Below are 16447 nucleotides of genomic sequence, written 5' to 3'. Positions count from 1 at the left end.
GGTTTCTTATCGCCTCCCCACGCGACGGTGGCGGCGTCTATTTGTGAAGTTTGAGGAACGCGACGAGATCCTTGAGGTCGTCAGGGTTCTTGATGCCCGGAGAAGCCATGACGTTGTTCGGCACGAATGTGTCGGGCGATGCCAGGAACTGCTCGAGCGTCTGCTCTGTCCAAACGATACCGCCAGAGCCCGCGTCCTTCATGGCATCCGAGTAGTTGAAACCGGCGACGGTGCCGGCCTTGCGGCCGACGATGCCAGTAAGCGCAGGCCCCGCCTTGTTCTGCGCGGCGGGACCGATCGCGTGGCAGGCGCGGCACCGCTTGAAGACGGCTTCGCCTTTGGATGCATCCTGCGCCGTGGCAGGCAGACCGGCGAGCATCACGCCGATAAGTGCGAGACATCCTCTGCGCATCTGCTTGCCCTCCCGGCTTGCCGCCCACATCAGCAAATGCCGCGGCACCAAGCAAGGGAGGATGAGTTATGCCGAGGCCAGGGATAGGGATTTGCCGGAGCGTAGTGCTTCCTCAGCGCGGCGCCACTGCTTGGGCAGCGGCTTTGCCGATCCGGCGAGTTGCTCCCCGTGGGGTCTGGCGCGCGCCGAGCTTGTCGATGTCGATTTCCCGTTCCCAGTACGGCACCGCCCCGTAGAGTTCGGCGAGGAACTCGATGAGCACGTCTACCTTGGCCGGCATGAACTCGCGACTCGGGTACACCGCGTGTACGGCGCCAGCCGACGCCCCGCGATAGGCAGGCAAAACGAGACGCAGAGCGCCGCTTCGGAGTGCCGGGCCGATATCCCAGATCGACAACAGCCCTATGCCGACGCCCGACAACGCCAGCTCCCGGATGACCTCGCCGGAGTCCGAGCGGACCGTTCCGTATGGGCGGACCTGGACGTCGCCCTCTGGCCCGGACAGCTTCCACATTTCGATCGCATCGGCGACGAGGCAGTTGTGGGCCTCGAGGTTGACGGTGGTCGCCGGGAGACCGTGCTTCTCGATGTACGCGGGCGCAGCACACAGGACACGCGTGTCAGGTGCCAGACGCCGCGCGACGAGCGAGGAGTCTTCCAGCTCGCCGATACGGATCGCCAAGTCGAACCCTTCGCGGATGATGTCGACGAACGCATCGCTGACGCTGACGTGCAGCTCTATCTCCGGGTACCGGGCGAGGAAGCTGTCGATATAGGGCGCGATGTGGAGCCGCCCGAACGCGGTCGGCATTGTGACTTTGAGGAGCCCGCGCGGCTTTGTATTGCGCCGGCTGACAAAGTCCTCGGCCTCATCGCACAGGCTCAGGATGTCGACGACGCGCTTGAAGTAGCCGGCACCCGTCTCGGTCAGCATGAGCTGCCGTGTCGTGCGCTGAAACAGGCGCGCGCCGAGCCGCTCCTCGAGCTGGCTGATGCGCTTGGAAACGACAGCAGGTGAAAGGCCCATCTCGCGGCCGGCGGCCGACATGTTGCCCGTGCGGGCGACGCGTGCGAAAATGTCTAGATCACTGATTGAAGTCACTTGTCCCCCGTCGAAAAAGGGTCCCGGCCCCTGGTGCAAGTGCCGGACGGCAAACGAATTGAATAACTGAGCGGCGAGGATAATGTATCTGAGCCAACCGAATAGCTGTACTGTAGTTCAATCCTTCCAGTATGCCAGCAATCGGTTGCGCGGCGATAATTAAATCTGGACAACGCTAGGTCTGCTTCAGAACCGTCGCCGCCTGGAATCGTGGAGCCAAAGAACTGCATGACGTTGGCGAGGATGCCGGAACCCGACCGGACCGTGCTCGACCGGAGCGACGCCATCATCAAGGATCTCGAGACGCTAATCGGCGTCGATGGCGTGATCTCCGACGAGGAAGGTCGGCGCGCGTTCGAGACGGATGCGCTCACCGCCTACCGGCAGATCCCGCTCGTCGTGGTGCTGCCGCGCTCGACCGAGCACGTGTCCAAGGTTCTGAAGTACTGCTACGAGAACGGGCTTAAGGTCGTGCCGCGCGGTGCCGGAACATCGCTGTGCGGCGGCGCGCTCCCTACAGCCGACTCCATCGTCATTGTCACGTCGCGAATGAATCGGGTGATCGAGGCGGACTTCGTCAACCGCACGATCACGGTTGAAGCCGGCATCACCAATCTCGCAATTACCGATGCGGTGTCGGCCGAGGGCTTCTTCTATGCGCCCGACCCTTCGAGCCAGCTGGCCTGCACGGTAGGCGGCAACCTCGCGATGAATTCCGGCGGCGCGCACTGCCTGAAGTATGGCGTGACCACCAATAACGTGCTGGGCGTCAAGCTCGTCATGATGGACGGCGAGATCGTCGAGATCGGCGGGCCGTACCTCGATTCCGAAGGCTATGACTTCCTGGCGCTGATCGTCGGCTCCGAGGGTCAGTTCGGCATCGTCACCGAGGCGACGCTGAAGATCATCCCGAAGATGGAAGCCGCTCGGCCGGTGATGCTCGGCTTCAATTCGTGCGAGGCCGCCGGCCAGTGCGTCGCCGCAATCATCGGCTCGGGCATCATCCCCGTCGCCATCGAGTACATGGACCGGCCGGCCATCGCGGTATGCGAGGCGTTCGCCAAGGCGGGCTATCCGCTCGACGTGGAAGCACTGCTCATCGTCGAGGTGGAAGGCTTCGAGGACGAGATCGCCCGCCTGCTGCGCGACATCGTCGAGATCGCGCGCGCCTTCGATCCGAAGGTCGTCGAGGCGAGCAGCTCTGCCGACCAGAGCGCCCGCATCTGGAAGGGGCGCAAGGCGGCATTCGGTGCCATGGGCCGCATCTCCGACTACTATTGCATGGACGGCACCATTCCGCTGTCGCGCCTGCCGGAGGTGCTGAGCCGCATCGCGCAGATCTGTGCCGAGCAGCGTCTGAAGGTGGCGAACGTGTTCCACGCCGGCGACGGCAACCTGCACCCGCTCATTCTGTACAATGCCAACGACGCCGACGAGGCGCGTCGTGCCGAGCTGGCCGGCGCCGAGATCCTGAAGCTGTGCGTGTCGGTCGGCGGCTGCCTCACCGGCGAGCACGGCGTCGGCATCGAGAAGCGCGATCTGATGGACGTGCAGTTCTCGCCATCCGACCTTGCCGTTCAGATGCGGATAAAGAGCGTGTTCGACCCCCAATGGCTGTTGAACCGTGGGAAGGTATTTCCGCTGAGCGCGCTCGAGGCAAGCGAGCGCCCGGCCGCGGACCAGGCGGCCTGAGGAGACGGAATTGAGCGATTTGCAGCGCCCCGGCGCCGACTGGGAGCTTCAGTTCGTAATCGCCGGCTGCGCCGAGAGGCGCCTGCCGATCGAGATCGTTGGCTCGGGCTCCAAGCGCGCCGTCGGCCGTCCCGTCGACGGCACCGTCACGATCACCACCGCGTCACTGCGCGGCATATCCCTCTATGAGCCGAACGAGCTCGTCATGTCGGCGCGCGCCGGCACGCCGTTGTCGCAGGTGGAAGCGGAGCTCGCCGCGCGCGGCCAGATGCTGCCCTTCGAGCCGATCGATCTGGCACCCGCCACCGGCGGTCCCCAGGGCGCGCAGACCATCGGCGCGGTATTCGCTACGAACATGTCGGGCGCCCGCCGCATCCAGTACGGTGCCGCCCGCGATCACCTGCTCGGCGTTAAAGGCGTCAACGGCCGCGCCGAGCTTTTCCAGGCCGGCGGCCGGGTGATGAAGAACGTCACCGGCTACGACATCTCACGCGGCCTGGCAGGAAGCTGGGGCACGCTCGCGGTGATGACCGAGGTCACGTTCAAGGTCATCCCCTGGCCGGAGACGGCGGCGACGATCATCTATCTCGGCCTGCCCGACAATCTCGCGATCGAGCTCTTATCCAGGGCGATGACGCTACCGGTCGAGGTTTCGGGCGCGGTGCACCTGCATGCCTCCGTCGCCGCCCGCCTGAACCATCCTGGCCTCAAGTCGATGAACAAGTCGGTGACCGCGCTGCGGCTGGAGAACTTTGCCAGCGCGGTAGTCGGCCGCAAGCAGCGCTTGAAAGAAGCACTCAAGGTCTACGGCAAGGCGCTCGAGCTCGACCACCGGGAGACGCTGGATTTCTGGGGCGAGCTGCGTCGCCTTTCGGTGATGCCGAACCGGCAGACGCTGCTGTGGCGCATCCTGACCAAGCCGACCACGGCGCCGAAGCTCGTCGCTGCCATCAAGCGCTACATGCCGGCCGAAGCGTACTATGATTGGGCCGGCGGCCTCATCTGGCTGGAGGTTCCGGCAGCTGCCGATGCCGGCACGGCCGAGATCCGCCGCGTCACCGCCATCCATGGCGGCCATGCCATGCTCATTCGCGCAGAGCCGAGCGTCCGCGCCGCGGTAGAGGTGTTTCAGCCCTTGAGCCCGCCGGTGGAGCGACTGACCCGCGGCCTCAAAGCTGCCTTCGATCCGGAGGGTATTCTCAACCCCGGCCGGATGTACGCCAACCTCTAGGGCTAGTGTGATGATCGAGAAGTCCGCGATATCATGTGCGGCTGGGTCGAGAAGCGGACTTCTCGATCTGAATCACACTAGCTTATCGATTGTCCTAGTGTCCTTCAGATCGCGAACTTCGTTCTACATCTGCGGCACGAGACGACGAATTTCGCGATCTGAAGGACACTAGGCGCCACCGCATGCAGACCAACTTCAGCCCCGAGCAACTGACCAACGCACGCATCGCGGAAGCGGATGCGATCCTGCGCCGTTGCGTGCACTGCGGGTTATGCACCGCGACCTGCCCGACCTACGTGCTGCTCGGCGACGAGCGCGACAGTCCGCGCGGACGCATCTACCTCATCAAGGACATGCTGGAGGACAACGCCCCGGCGAGCCCGGAGGTGCAGCTCCACCTCGACCGCTGCCTGTCGTGCCTGTCCTGCATGACGACCTGCCCGAGCGGCGTCGACTACATGCACCTGATCGACCTGGCACGCGGCTACGTCGAGCAGACCGCCGGACGCCCGTTCAAGGAGCGCTTCGTGCGCAAGCTGCTGGCTGCCGTGCTGCCCTATCCGGAACGGTTCCGCCTGGCGCTGCGCCTCGCCCCGCTCGGGCGGCCGTGGCTGAAGCTGCTGCGGCGGCTGAAGCTCGACCAACTCGCGGCAATGATCGAGCTGGCACCCACCGTGCTTCCGCCGGCGCCGAAGTACGAAGGTCCCGGCACGGCTGCCACAGAGGACGATCGGCGCGCCCGCGTCATCCTGCTGTCGGGCTGCGCGCAGCAGGTGCTGCGCCCGGGGATCAACGATTCCACCATCCGCCTGCTTGCCCGGCGGGGCGTGGACGTCGTGGTCGCGGCCGGCGCCGGCTGTTGCGGCGCGCTCACCTATCACCTGGGCAACGAGGCGGGGGCGATTGAGTTCGCCAAGCGCAACGTCGATGCCTGGTCGCGGGAGTTCGCCAAGGGTCCGGTCGACGCAATCGTCATCAACGCCTCGGGCTGCGGCACGACGGTGAAAGACTACGGCCATCTGCTGAAGCGCGAGCCGGAGTACGCGGCGCGCGCCGCCCGCATCTCCAGCCTGGCGCTCGACATCTCCGAGTTCCTCGGCAAGTACGAGCTTGGCCCGCCGAAACGCTGGTCGTCGCTGCGCATCGCCTACCATCCCGCCTGCTCGCTGCAGCACGGGCAGGGCGTGAAGGAGCTGCCGCGCGATCAGCTCGTCAAGGCGGGATACAGCGTCGTCGACATTCCGGAATCGCACATCTGCTGCGGATCGGCCGGAACCTACAACATCCTGCAGCCGGAGATCGCCGGCGAGCTGCGCGACCGCAAGGCGAAGAACATCAAGCGGATGAAGCCCGACCTCGTCGCCACCGGCAATATCGGTTGCATCACGCAACTCGCCGGTTCTCTCGACGTGCCGGTCGTGCACACCATCGAGCTGCTCGACTGGGCCTTCGGCGGCCCGGTGCCGCCGGGGCTTGAACAGTTGGCCCGTTTTGTGTCGAACGTACCCGAGCCCAGGCGCCGCAGCGAAGATTTCATCCACGCGTGACCACCAATCCCAAGGCCGCCGACACGGATTGGCGCGACGTGCGCGGGCCGTTCGACATCATCGGCGACGTGCACGGCTGCGCTGACGAGCTGGTCGAGCTGCTGCGCAAGCTTGGCTACACGGTGCGGCTCGATGGCGAGGGCGACAAGCGCCGCGCCGTCACGACCGCGCCGAAAGGGCGACGCGCGTTCTTCGTCGGCGATCTCGTCGACCGCGGGCCGAACTCACCCGACGTCTTGCGCATCGTCATGGACATGGCCGCGGCGGGCCAAGCGTTCTGCGTCCCGGGCAACCACGACGACAAGCTGCTGCGCTGGCTCAAGGGCCGCGAGGTCAAGATCGGCCACGGGCTGGAGCGCACCGTCGCGCAGCTCGACGGCGCCAGCGAGGCGTTCAAGGCGCGTATCGCCGCGTTCGTCGAGAGCCTGCCGTATCACGCCTGGCTCGATGGCGGAGCACTTGCCATCGCGCATGCCGGCGTGCGCGAGAACATGCTGGGCCGCAACTCGCCGAAGGTGCGCTCGTTCTGTCTCTACGGCGACACGTCGGGGCGGGCGGACGAGAACGGGTTGCCCGAGCGCTTCGACTGGGCGGCCGACTACGACGGCAAGACGCCGGTCGTTTACGGCCACACGCCGGTCGCCGAGCCGGAATGGCTCAACAATACGATGTGCATCGACACTGGCTGCGTGTTCGGCGGCAAGCTGACGGCGCTGCGCTGGCCGGAGCGCGAGCTTGTATCGGTGCCGGCGCGCGAGACCTACGCCGTCCTGCGCCGCGGCTTCGGCCTCCCGCCCCGCCGCCCTTCGGGCCAAGTGGCGAGCTAGCGATTTGCGCGACCATACCCATGCGTTATATAGCGCCGTCCTTGCGCAACCCCGCGCCGAGCAAGCAGATCCATGAGCAAACCGACCAAAGACGCGCGGCCATCCCCGCGCCTGCCGCGCGGGCTTCGCGACATCGAGGCCACCGAGCTGCGCCAGCAGCAGGACATGCTGGCCAAAATCCGCTCGGTGTATGAGCTGTACGGCTTCGAGCCCTTGGAGACGCCAGCGTTCGAATACACCGACGCGCTCGGCAAGTTCCTGCCCGACCAGGACCGTCCCAACGAGGGCGTGTTCTCACTGCAAGACGAAGACGAGCAATGGATGAGCCTGCGCTACGATCTGACGGCGCCGCTCGCCCGCTACGTGGCGCAGAACTATCAGGATATGCCCAAGCCCTTCCGCCGCTATGCGGTGGGGCCCGTGTGGCGCAACGAGAAGCCAGGCCCGGGGCGCTTCCGCCAGTTCATGCAGTTCGACGCCGACACCGTGGGCGCGGAGAGCGTCGCCGCCGATGCCGAGATGTGCATGCTCGCCGCCGACACGCTGGAAGCCCTTGGCATCAAGCGCGGCGACTACGTGATCAAGGTGAACAACCGCAAAGCACTTGACGGACTAAGGGAGCGCATCGGCATTGGAGACGCTCGGTTCGATCGTCAGTGGCTCATCGCCATGCGCGCGCTCGATAAGCTCGATAAACTCGGCATCGATGGAGTCAAAGAACTGCTCGGGAAAGGTCGCCGGGATTTGAGCGGAGATTTCACACGTGGCGCAGAACTACCGTCGGAAAAGATCAACATCGTCTCTGACTACCTAGTTTCGACATACCTCCAAGGCTATGAAGGCAACGTCGAGTCACCCGACCTTGTAAAGGGTGACGAGGAGTTAAGCAGCATTAGCAATCTGCCTTTCTCAAACCAGAACACAATCACCGCGCTGGAAGCACTGATTGGCGATACGAACTCCGGGCGTGAAGCCATCTCTGAACTCAGAACACTCTTCGGACTGACACGGGCAAGTGAATACGGGTCGCGGCGGATAAAGTTTGATCGGTCGGTCGTACGCGGCCTCGAGTACTACACCGGCCCGGTGTTCGAGGCCGAGCTGACGTTCGAGGTGAAGGACGAGAAGGGAAATCCCGTCCGCTTCGGCTCGGTTGGCGGCGGCGGCCGTTACGACGACCTCGTCGCCCGCTTCACCGGCCAGAAGGTGCCGGCCACCGGCTTCTCCATCGGCGTCTCGCGGTTGCAAGCCGCGCTGAACGCACTCAACAAGTACAAGCCCGCAACGTCTGACGGTCCCGTCATCGTCACGGTGATGGAGAAGGAGCGCATCGCCGACTACCAGAAGATGGTGCAGGCGCTGCGCGAAGCCGGCATCCGCGCCGAGCTCTATCTCGGAAACCCGAAAAAATTCGGCAAGCAGCTCGAGTACGCCGACAAGCGCGGCGCGCCGTGCGTCGTCATCCAGGGCTCGGACGAGCTAGCAGCCGGCAAAGTGACGCTGAAGGATCTCGTCGAGGGCGCCAAGGCCGCGGCTGCGATCAAGGACAACGCGGCGTGGAAGGAGCAGCGGCCGGCACAGGTGACGGTCGATGCGAAGGACCTCGTCGCCGAGGTGCGCAAAATCATCGCCCGCCACGCGAGCTAACGGGCGATATGGTTCCGCGGCGCCTCGTCTGACCGTCATCCCCGCGCAGGCGGGGACCCAGTCAAATTTACGCGCACGCACAACGTCCAGGTGGAGGCGCCCCGGCTGGATGCCCGGCGTTACATCCAGGCGCGGTGGACTGGGTCCCCACCTGCGCGGGGATGACGCTTGTAGCTGTTCTGCAAGCACCCGGCTCCTCATTTAGCAGGGCACGACCGCGCGAGACCGCCGCGGACTGCGGATTTGATCGCCGGGCGCGTGCCCGCTAGGGTCGACCGAAGACGCGGCAAGCAAGAGCGGACATGCACGCCAATCCCTCGACGACGGACCGCACGCCCCAGGTTGCAGATGCGCCGCCCGACAACTGGGCAGACCGCTACGCGCCGGAATCGGTCCGGCCCTACCTGCGCCTTGCCCGCCTCGACCGCCCCATCGGCTTCTGGCTGCTGCTGCTGCCCTGCTGGTGGTCGGTAGGGCTCGCCGACGTCACCCTCAACCAGCCCTACCCCAACCCCTGGCTGCTGACCCTGTTCGCGATCGGCGCCCTGCTGATGCGTGCCGCCGGCTGCGCCTACAACGACTACGTCGATCGCGATTTCGACGCGCGCTCGGCGCGCACGGCGAGCCGCCCTATTCCGTCGGGCCAGGTCACGCCCTCCGAGGCGCTGGCCTTCGCGGCCATCTGCGCCCTGGGCGGGCTCCTGGTCCTCGTCCAGTTCAACGCCTTCACCATCAAGCTGGGCGCCGCCTCGCTCATCCTGGTCGGCATCTATCCGTTTCTAAAGCGTTTCACCTACTGGCCGCAGCTCGTGCTTGGCCTCGCCTTCAACTGGGGCGCGCTGGTGGGGTGGAGCGCCGTCATGGGCTCCATCGGCATTCCGGCGCTGCTGCTCTATGCCGGCTCGGTGCTGTGGACGATGGGTTACGACACGATCTACGCCCATCAGGACCGCGAGGACGACCTCTTGCTCGGCCTGCGTTCCACGGCGATCCGCTTCGGGGAGAACACGATCAGCTGGGTCGGCGGTTTCTACGCGGGTGCAATCGTCCTTTGGCTGCTCGCCGGGTATCTCGCCGGCACGCACCTGATCTTCTTCATGGCGGTGGTGCTGGCCTCCCTGCAGATGGCCTGGCAGGTGACGACCATGGACACGACCGACGCGAAGAACTGCCTGCGCCGTTTTCGCTCCAATCGCGATGTGGGGCTGGTGATCTTCCTTGGCCTCGCCGCCGACATGATCCTGTCGCGCATGGCGGGCCTCAGCTAGGTCCACGAAGGGACACCCATTAAGCAATTTCGGCTTGAACCCGTGCCGCGGGATTCAAGCCGAAACCGTGAGCCTCGCCTGTGTCTTCAGAGCAGCCGTCTGGGTGCGACCATGCAGGCAGAATGACACATCCGGCTTCCTGCAGGCTTAAGAGATAGCGTAAATTCGCCGTAACCGCGCGGCCTGTTCCGGTCGCTAGCATTCGAGCAACGACCCGAGGGGAACCATCGATGAGCGACAAGTCGACCACGCCGAAGCAATTGCTGCACCTCGTTTTCGGCGGCGAACTGACATCGCTCGACGGCGTGGAGTTCCGCGATCTGACCGACCTCGACATCGTCGGCATCTACCCCAACTACGCCGAGGCGCACGCCGCTTGGAAGGCCGCCGCCCAGCGCACCGTCGACAACGCCATGATGCGCTACTTCGTCGTTCACATGCACCGGCTCCTGGAACCGGACGAGCAGAACGCCAAGGCCTCGACATGACACCGGCGCCGGCCGCGCCATTGAAGACGCCCGCCGGCCCGCTCGCCCTCAGCGAGCGGCAGCGGGGCGTGCTCAAGCGCTTCATGCGCGAGTGGATCTACCCGCGCTGGCGCGAGCTGATCGTCGCCATGGTGCTGACATGGCTCCTGGCCGCGATCACCGGCGCTTACCCGATGATCATCAAAGCGTCCTTCGACATGCTGATGAAGGACCAGTCGGGCATGTTGCCCTATGTGCTGACGGCGATCGTCGGCGCCACATTGATGCGCAGCTTGCTGCTCTACGCGCAAACGGTGGAAACGAACCGCATCGTCATGCGCCTGTCGACCGACATGCAGCGTATCGGCTTCGCGCACCTGATGACCTCGGACTTCGCCCGCATGTCTCGCGACACGCCGGGGCGGCTTGTCTCTAAGCTCACCAACGACATCGGTTTCGTGCAGGGCGCTGTCCAGGCGGCGCTCAACACCGCCATCCGCGATGCCCTGTCGATCGTCGCCCTCGTCGCCTCGATGATCTACCTCGATCCGGTAATGTCGCTGATCGTGTTGTGCGTCTACCCGATCGCCGCACTTCCCGTCGCGACGCTGAGCAAGAAGCTGCGCAAGGTCGCCAAGCAGACGCAGGACGAGCTTGGCGGCATGACCTCACTTCTGACCGAGAAGCTCTCGGGCGCCCGGCTCATCAAGACATTTCGCCTGGAGGACTATGCGTCCGAGCGGCTGAACAAGAGCTTCGAGTACGTCTACAAGCTGCGCATGAAGGCGGTGATCAACCGCGCCCGCATCGACCCGCTGCTTGAAGCCCTGGGCGGCATCGCCATCGCGGGCGTCATCGCCCTCGCCTATTGGCGCATCGCCAGCGGCATCTCGACGGTCGGCGACTTCATGGGCTTCGTCACCGCGCTGTTGATGGCGTCGCAGCCGATCCGCGCGCTCGGCAACCTTTCGGGGAAGATCAACGAAGGCCTCGCTGCGACGGAGAGCTTCTACGAGCTCGTCGACGAGAAGCCGCTGATCGTCGACAAGCCGGGGGCCAAGCCGCTCGCCATCGCCGACGCGACCATTCGCTTCGAGCACGTCGACTTCGCCTACGAGGGGAGCGGCGGCGTGCACGCGATCACCAATTTCACGCTTACCGTCCCCGGCGGACGCACGGTTGCGCTCGTCGGCCGCTCTGGCGCCGGCAAATCGACGGTGCTGAACCTGGTGCCGCGCTTGTTCGACGTCGAGCGCGGCAGCATCAGCATCGACGGCCAGGACATACGGGACGTCACGCTGGCGTCCCTGCGCGACGCGATCTCCATCGTGGCCCAGGACGTCACCCTGTTCGACGACACCATCGGCGCCAACATCGCCCTGGGACGGCTCGGTGCGCCGCAACCCGACATCGTTGCTGCGGCACGGGCGGCCGCCGCGCACGACTTCATCCTGGGGCAGCCGAACGGGTACGACACGGAGATCGGCGACCGCGGGTTGCGGCTCTCCGGCGGTCAGCGGCAGCGCCTGGCGCTCGCTCGCGCGATCCTCAAGGATGCGCCCATCCTGCTGCTCGACGAGGCAACCAGCGCGCTCGACACGGAATCGGAGCGGCTGGTGCAGGAGGCGTTGGCGCGCTTCACGAAGGGCCGCACGACGCTGGTAATCGCGCATCGCCTGTCGACGGTGCAGAACGCCGACCTCATCGTCGTGATGGACGACGGCGCCATCGTCGAAACCGGCACGCACCTGCAGCTGCTGGCGGCTGATGGTCCCTACGCCCGGCTGGTGCGTTCGCAGGCGCTGGCGACCTCGCCCGTCGCCGAAACCACCAGCAGCTCACTCGCGCCGTAGCACGCTGTCGACGAGACGGTTGGCCCAGCCCTTGGAGCGGAAGGTGCTCTTCAGCTCGTCGGGGTCATAGACCGTATCGACCCATTCGAAGAACGGCATCGGGCGGCGCGCGTTGTCGGCGAGGTAGCGCTCGAAGAAATAGTCGAGGATGCCGGTGTGGGCCTGGCGTATGTGCCCATACTTGAGCGACAGCTCCCCCTTCGCCTCCTCGAGAGGCACGCCCTCGTGCAGGTACCGATAGAGCACGCTCATCAGGCCGGCACGGTCGGCGCCCGACTTGCAGTGCATCAGCATCGGGTATTCGACGTCATCGAATAGCTGCTTGGCGCCCTTGAGCTCCTCACGCGTCGGCGCCGCGCGCGAGCGGACCTGATAATTGACGAGCTTGATGCCGTGGCGCTCGCAGGCGCGACGCTCCAGCCAATAACTGCCGCAGTCGCGCTCGCCCCGCAGGTTGACGATGGTGCGGATGCCGGCTTTGGCAAATCGACGGATCTGGTGCGGAGCGGGCTGCGCCGAGCGCCAGGCCTTGTCCGATATGCGATGGCTGTTGGAGTAGAGCATCCGGAAAATGCCGTGGTCGACGAACAGCAAGTCGACATAGGACGCGGGGCCGCCCGCGACGCGGCGCACGCTCGGCGGCAGCGCGTCACGCACGCGGTGGCGAAGGCTCCGCCCGAGGCGCCGCCAGGAGCGTTTCGCCCGCTTCACCAATCCGGCCATTAAAGTCCGCTGATTTCGAGAGTTAGGGGGCGCGGGCCGCGAAATGGGCGACCACCGCATTTGATGGTGTGTGCCCGTACGTCCCAGTTTGCCATCGCTAAATATTCGCTATAGGAACCAGCTGCAAGTGGTTCGCGCACAACCCCTTGCTCGATGAGGCGATCTGGCGCCGAGGCACCTAGTGTGATGATCGAGAAATTCGCCAGCATAAGGGGTAAGGTGGCGCGCGAATTTCTCAGTCTGAATCACACTGGCGGGCCCGATATCCTAGTGTCCCCAATGCTTCCAAAGCTCGCTCCAGATCCCAGCCGCGAGCTCCGGCGAGCTTCGCAAGCGGGACATTAGCGGATGGCACGGTCGCCTGACACCACACGCAAGCTCAATCGCCTCGCCGGCAGCGCGCTTGCCGGCATGATTTCTCTTGTCAAACGCACGTCGCGGGCCGTCTACGAGCCCGAGAACGCGCTGGTGCGCCTCGCCGGCGACCATCCGTGCATCGTTGCCGTGTGGCATGGTCAATTCATGATGTCGTCGGGCTTTCGGCCGTCGCCTGAGACGAAGGTCGCGGCGATGGTGGCCCGCCACGGCGACGCCGAGCTGATCGGCGCGGCCATGGCCCGGTTCGACGTCGAGCTGATCCGCGGCGCCGGGGCCGGTGGCCGGCGCAAGGACCGGGGCGGCGCCTACGCGTTGCGCCAGGCGGTGCGTTATCTCAAAGACGGATATTCCATCGTCATGACGGCCGACGTACCGCCCGGGCCGGCCCGGCGCGCCGGCATGGGCATCGTGATGATGGCGCGGCTTTCGGGCCGGCCCATCGTCCCGTGCGCCGCCGCCACCTCGCGCTTCAAGTCGCTGAACACCTGGAGCCGGATGACGATCAACCTGCCCGGCTCGAAGCTCGCCTACGTCGCCGGCGATCCGATCTGGGTACCGCCTGATGCGGGCGAGACCGAGTTGGAGGTTGCGCGTGTGCAGCTCGAGCGCGCGCTCAACGCCGCTACCGTCCGCGCCTATGAGATCGCCGGCGCCGACCTCGCGCGGGCGACGCCGCATGGCACCGATGCCGCCGCCCCCCCCGCTGCGCCGGACTTCCGGCTGAAGGCCTACCGCACGAGTATGAGCCTGCTGCGGCCGTTTACGCCACTGCTGCTGAAATTGCGCGAACGGAGCGGCAAGGAGGACCCCCGCCGCCGTGGCGAGCGCCTCGGCATCGCCTCGATGGCGCGACCCAACGGCGTGCTGTGCTGGGTGCACGCGGCGAGCGTTGGCGAGACGAACGCGGTACTGCCCGTCATCGAGGCGCTCGGCAACGCGCGACCCAACCTCAACTTCCTGCTCACCACGGGAACGGTGACGTCGGCCGGGCTCGCCGCACGCCGCCTCGGTCCACGCGCCGTGCACCAGTACGTGCCACTCGACGCACCCGAGTACGCCGCGCGCTTCCTCGAGCACTGGAAGCCGGACCTCGCCGTGTTCACGGAATCGGAGATCTGGCCGTCGCTCATCCTCGAGACGGCGGCGCGCAATATTCCCATGGCGCTGGTCAACGGCCGGCTCTCGCACCGCAGCCGCCGCCGCTGGCAGCGCAACAAGACGACGGCGATGCCGTTGTTCGGACGCTTCAATATTGTGCTGGCACAGAACGACCGCTTGGCGGTCGGCTTCTCCGCACTCGGGGCGCGCAACGTGCACTCGGTCGGCAATCTGAAGATCGACGCGCCCCCGCCGCCTGTGGACCTCAACGAGCTGGAGCGGCTGAAAGCGGCGCTCGGCGAGCGCCCCGTGTTCGCCGCCGCGAGCACGCACGAGGGCGAGGAGGAGACGATCGCCGCCGCGCACCGGGCACTGACCCGTCAGTTCGAGCACCTGTGCACCATCATCGCCCCGCGCCATCCCGAACGCGGTACGGCGCTGGCGGAGACATTGAAGAACCTCGGCTTCAACGTGGTGCAGCGGTCGCTGGGGGCCGTGCCGGGGCCGCGCACCGACATCTACATCGCCGACACCATCGGCGAGCTCGGCACGCTCTACGCGCTGGCACCCGTGGCGTTCATCGGCGGCTCGCTGATCGACCGCGGCGGACAGAATCCCATCGAGGCGGTACGCCACGGCGTGGCCGTGCTCACCGGCCCGCATTGGCAAAACTTCCGCGACGCCTATCGCACGCTGTTGCGGCACGACGGCGCCATCGAGGTCAAGTCCTCGGCCGACATCGCCGCCGCCGTAACCAGGCTGTTCGAAAGCCCGGCAGAGTTGCAGCGCATGCGCGCCGGCGCAACGCAGGCCCTGTCGACGCTTTCGGGTGCGCTCGACAAGACCGTCGCAGCGCTGCTGCTCTACCTTCCCGATGAGAGACTGAAGCGTGCGTCTTGACGAGCCGTCCTGGTGGTACAGCGGCGCCGGCGACATCCGCCAGCGGCTGCTTGCCCCACTCGGCCAGCTCTACGGCTGGATTGCCGAGCGCCGCTACTATCGCCATCAGCCGTATCGGTCGCGCCTGCCCATCATCTGCGTCGGCAACTTCACCGCCGGCGGCACCGGCAAGACCCCGCTCTCCATGGCAATTGCCCGCCTGCTGATCGCACGGGGCGAACGTCCGGTGTTCCTCACGCGCGGCTATGGCGGGACGACGTCCGGCCCGTCCTGGGTCGAGGACACCCCGGGGGCGGCCAAGCGTTTCGGTGACGAGCCGCTGCTGCTCGCCGCCGTCGCACCGACGATGGTCGCACGCGACCGGCGGGCGGGGATTATCGCCATCGAGGGTGATCACCGGCCATTGAGCGTCGTCATCATGGACGACGGCCTGCAGAACGGCAGCGTCACCAAGGACTTGTCGATCGCCCTGGTCGACGGCAAACGCGGCATCGGCAACGGCGAGGTCATTCCCGCAGGACCGCTGCGCGCGCCGATCGACTTCCAGATCGGCCTCGTCGACGCGATCGTCGTGCGCGACCCGCCCGATCTTGCCGACGAGCGCGGCGTGCACGCGGTGCTGCGGCGCGGATTTCCTGGCCCCGTGCTGGTGGGACACGTGGCGGCCGTCGGAGACACGACCTGGCTCAAGGAGAAGCCGGTGGTTGCCTTCGCCGGCATCGCCAATCCGCACCGGTTCTACCGGCTGCTCGAACGCCTCGGCGCCCGTCTGGTCGACAGCATCTCGTTTCCCGACCATCACCCGTTCAAGACGTCCGACGCCACGCGGCTGCTGGGGGCGGCGCAAGCGAATGGCGCGCAGCTCGTCACTACTGAGAAGGATCACGCGCGCCTGAAGAGCGATGTCGCACTCGCCGCCCTGGCGACGGAGGCGCGCGCGCTGCCGATCGACTTGACGATCGACGAGCGCGACCTGTCCCGGCTCAACTCGCTGATCGACGCGGCGCTGCAGGAAACCACGCGACGGCAGCGGCCGCCTCCGCGCTAGGCCTCGTCGTGCGGGAGCTTGTCGCGCATCTGCAAGAAGCGCTGCATGGAGATTTCCGGCGAGGCATATGCCTCCTGCAGATCGACGCTCCAATAGCGCAGGTCGGGCAGCATGATCGGCTCGCCGGTGACGGCGCAGCGCACGAAGTCGCCCGGCGAGAGAACCTGAAACTCTCCGTTGAGAAACTTCACCTTCGCCTCGCCGCGGAGGCCGAAGAACCGGTCGATCCTGTTCATATACGTCTCTTGCCCATG

Annotated in this window: 14 protein-coding genes; 10 read left to right on the top strand and 4 right to left on the bottom strand. The window is 66.0% G+C overall.

The annotated features are described in order from the left end of the window. Nucleotides 1–37: 37 nt before the first annotated feature. Together GIW81_RS14435 and GIW81_RS14430 are read right to left on the bottom strand one after the other, a co-directional pair. On the bottom strand, nt 38–412 hold the full coding sequence (locus GIW81_RS14435) for a c-type cytochrome (protein ID WP_154740070.1): 375 nt from the start codon (nt 410–412) through the stop codon (nt 38–40). A 112-nt stretch (nt 413–524) separates the two neighbouring features. Further along, nucleotides 525–1514: a LysR family transcriptional regulator gene (locus GIW81_RS14430; RefSeq protein ID WP_324615047.1), complete on the bottom strand. Its 990-nt coding sequence runs from the start codon at nt 1512–1514 to the stop codon at nt 525–527. A 228-nt stretch (nt 1515–1742) separates the two neighbouring features. Here GIW81_RS14430 and GIW81_RS14425 point away from each other — a divergent pair, with 228 nt between their 5' ends. The 8 genes from GIW81_RS14425 (at nt 1743) to GIW81_RS14390 (ending at nt 12046) form a co-directional block, all read left to right on the top strand. After that, complete coding sequence (locus GIW81_RS14425) at nt 1743–3206, top strand: FAD-binding oxidoreductase (protein WP_154740069.1); 1464 nt, start codon at nt 1743–1745, stop codon at nt 3204–3206. Nucleotides 3207–3216: 10 nt separating this feature from the next. Beyond that, nucleotides 3217–4437 carry an FAD-binding protein gene (locus GIW81_RS14420; RefSeq protein ID WP_154740068.1) on the top strand — a complete coding sequence of 407 codons (1221 nt, stop codon included), beginning with the start codon at nt 3217–3219 and terminating at the stop codon, nt 4435–4437. 182 nt (nt 4438–4619) lie between these two features. Then, nucleotides 4620–5984 carry a glycolate oxidase subunit GlcF gene (gene glcF, locus GIW81_RS14415; RefSeq protein WP_154740067.1) on the top strand — a complete coding sequence of 455 codons (1365 nt, stop codon included), beginning with the start codon at nt 4620–4622 and terminating at the stop codon, nt 5982–5984. Further along, nucleotides 5981–6811 carry a metallophosphoesterase gene (locus GIW81_RS14410; RefSeq protein ID WP_324615046.1) on the top strand — a complete coding sequence of 277 codons (831 nt, stop codon included), beginning with the start codon at nt 5981–5983 and terminating at the stop codon, nt 6809–6811. The genes glcF and GIW81_RS14410 overlap by 4 nt, the downstream gene beginning before the upstream one ends. Nucleotides 6812–6883: 72 nt before the next feature. Then, entirely contained in the window at nt 6884–8458 is a 1575-nt protein-coding gene (hisS, locus tag GIW81_RS14405) for a histidine--tRNA ligase (RefSeq protein ID WP_154740066.1), read from the top strand. Nucleotides 8459–8760: 302 nt separating this feature from the next. Continuing rightward, entirely contained in the window at nt 8761–9726 is a 966-nt protein-coding gene (ubiA, locus tag GIW81_RS14400) for a 4-hydroxybenzoate octaprenyltransferase (RefSeq protein ID WP_154740065.1), read from the top strand. Nucleotides 9727–9956: 230 nt separating this feature from the next. Continuing rightward, on the top strand, nt 9957–10214 hold the full coding sequence (locus GIW81_RS14395; protein ID WP_154740064.1) for a DUF4170 domain-containing protein: 258 nt from the start codon (nt 9957–9959) through the stop codon (nt 10212–10214). After that, nucleotides 10211–12046: an ABC transporter ATP-binding protein gene (locus GIW81_RS14390; RefSeq protein WP_154740063.1), complete on the top strand. Its 1836-nt coding sequence runs from the start codon at nt 10211–10213 to the stop codon at nt 12044–12046. The genes GIW81_RS14395 and GIW81_RS14390 overlap by 4 nt, the downstream gene beginning before the upstream one ends. Here the strand turns inward: GIW81_RS14390 and GIW81_RS14385 are convergent. Beyond that, nucleotides 12032–12703 (bottom strand): fused DSP-PTPase phosphatase/NAD kinase-like protein, encoded by a 672-nt coding sequence (locus tag GIW81_RS14385; RefSeq protein WP_324615045.1) that lies wholly within the window; start codon nt 12701–12703, stop codon nt 12032–12034. The two genes, GIW81_RS14390 and GIW81_RS14385, sit on opposite strands and share 15 nt — an antisense overlap. 414 nt (nt 12704–13117) lie before the next feature. On the opposite strand from GIW81_RS14385, the gene GIW81_RS14380 reads away from it, so the two are divergent. Together GIW81_RS14380 and lpxK are read left to right on the top strand one after the other, a co-directional pair. Further along, nucleotides 13118–15145, top strand: coding sequence for a glycosyltransferase N-terminal domain-containing protein (locus GIW81_RS14380; protein ID WP_154740061.1), 2028 nt, complete (start codon nt 13118–13120; stop codon nt 15143–15145). Next, nucleotides 15135–16193: a tetraacyldisaccharide 4'-kinase gene (gene lpxK / locus GIW81_RS14375; protein ID WP_154740060.1), complete on the top strand. Its 1059-nt coding sequence runs from the start codon at nt 15135–15137 to the stop codon at nt 16191–16193. Before GIW81_RS14380 ends, lpxK begins: the two co-directional genes overlap by 11 nt. Here lpxK and GIW81_RS14370 read toward each other — a convergent pair. Further along, entirely contained in the window at nt 16190–16429 is a 240-nt protein-coding gene (locus GIW81_RS14370; RefSeq protein ID WP_154740059.1) for a DUF2093 domain-containing protein, read from the bottom strand. The two genes, lpxK and GIW81_RS14370, sit on opposite strands and share 4 nt — an antisense overlap. Between the last annotated feature and the right edge of the window lie 18 nt (nt 16430–16447).

The organism is Hyphomicrobium album (genome assembly GCF_009708035.1).
Taxonomy (GTDB): Bacteria; Pseudomonadota; Alphaproteobacteria; order Rhizobiales; family Hyphomicrobiaceae; genus Hyphomicrobium_A; species Hyphomicrobium_A album.
This window is presented reverse-complemented; position numbering and strand designations above follow the sequence as displayed.

Bases quoted from the DNA above. Each gene is read 5' to 3' on its own strand.
- GIW81_RS14435 (WP_154740070.1), bottom strand. From the start codon at position 412: ATGCGCAGAGGATGTCTCGCACTTATCGGCGTGATGCTCGCCGGTCTG.
- ubiA (WP_154740065.1), top strand. From the start codon at position 8,761: ATGCACGCCAATCCCTCGACGACGGACCGCACGCCCCAGGTTGCAGAT.
- GIW81_RS14425 (WP_154740069.1), top strand. From the start codon at position 1,743: ATGACGTTGGCGAGGATGCCGGAACCCGACCGGACCGTGCTCGACCGG.
- glcF (WP_154740067.1), top strand. From the start codon at position 4,620: ATGCAGACCAACTTCAGCCCCGAGCAACTGACCAACGCACGCATCGCG.
- GIW81_RS14370 (WP_154740059.1), bottom strand. From the start codon at position 16,429: ATGAACAGGATCGACCGGTTCTTCGGCCTCCGCGGCGAGGCGAAGGTG.
- GIW81_RS14380 (WP_154740061.1), top strand. From the start codon at position 13,118: ATGGCACGGTCGCCTGACACCACACGCAAGCTCAATCGCCTCGCCGGC.
- GIW81_RS14395 (WP_154740064.1), top strand. From the start codon at position 9,957: ATGAGCGACAAGTCGACCACGCCGAAGCAATTGCTGCACCTCGTTTTC.
- GIW81_RS14390 (WP_154740063.1), top strand. From the start codon at position 10,211: ATGACACCGGCGCCGGCCGCGCCATTGAAGACGCCCGCCGGCCCGCTC.
- hisS (WP_154740066.1), top strand. From the start codon at position 6,884: ATGAGCAAACCGACCAAAGACGCGCGGCCATCCCCGCGCCTGCCGCGC.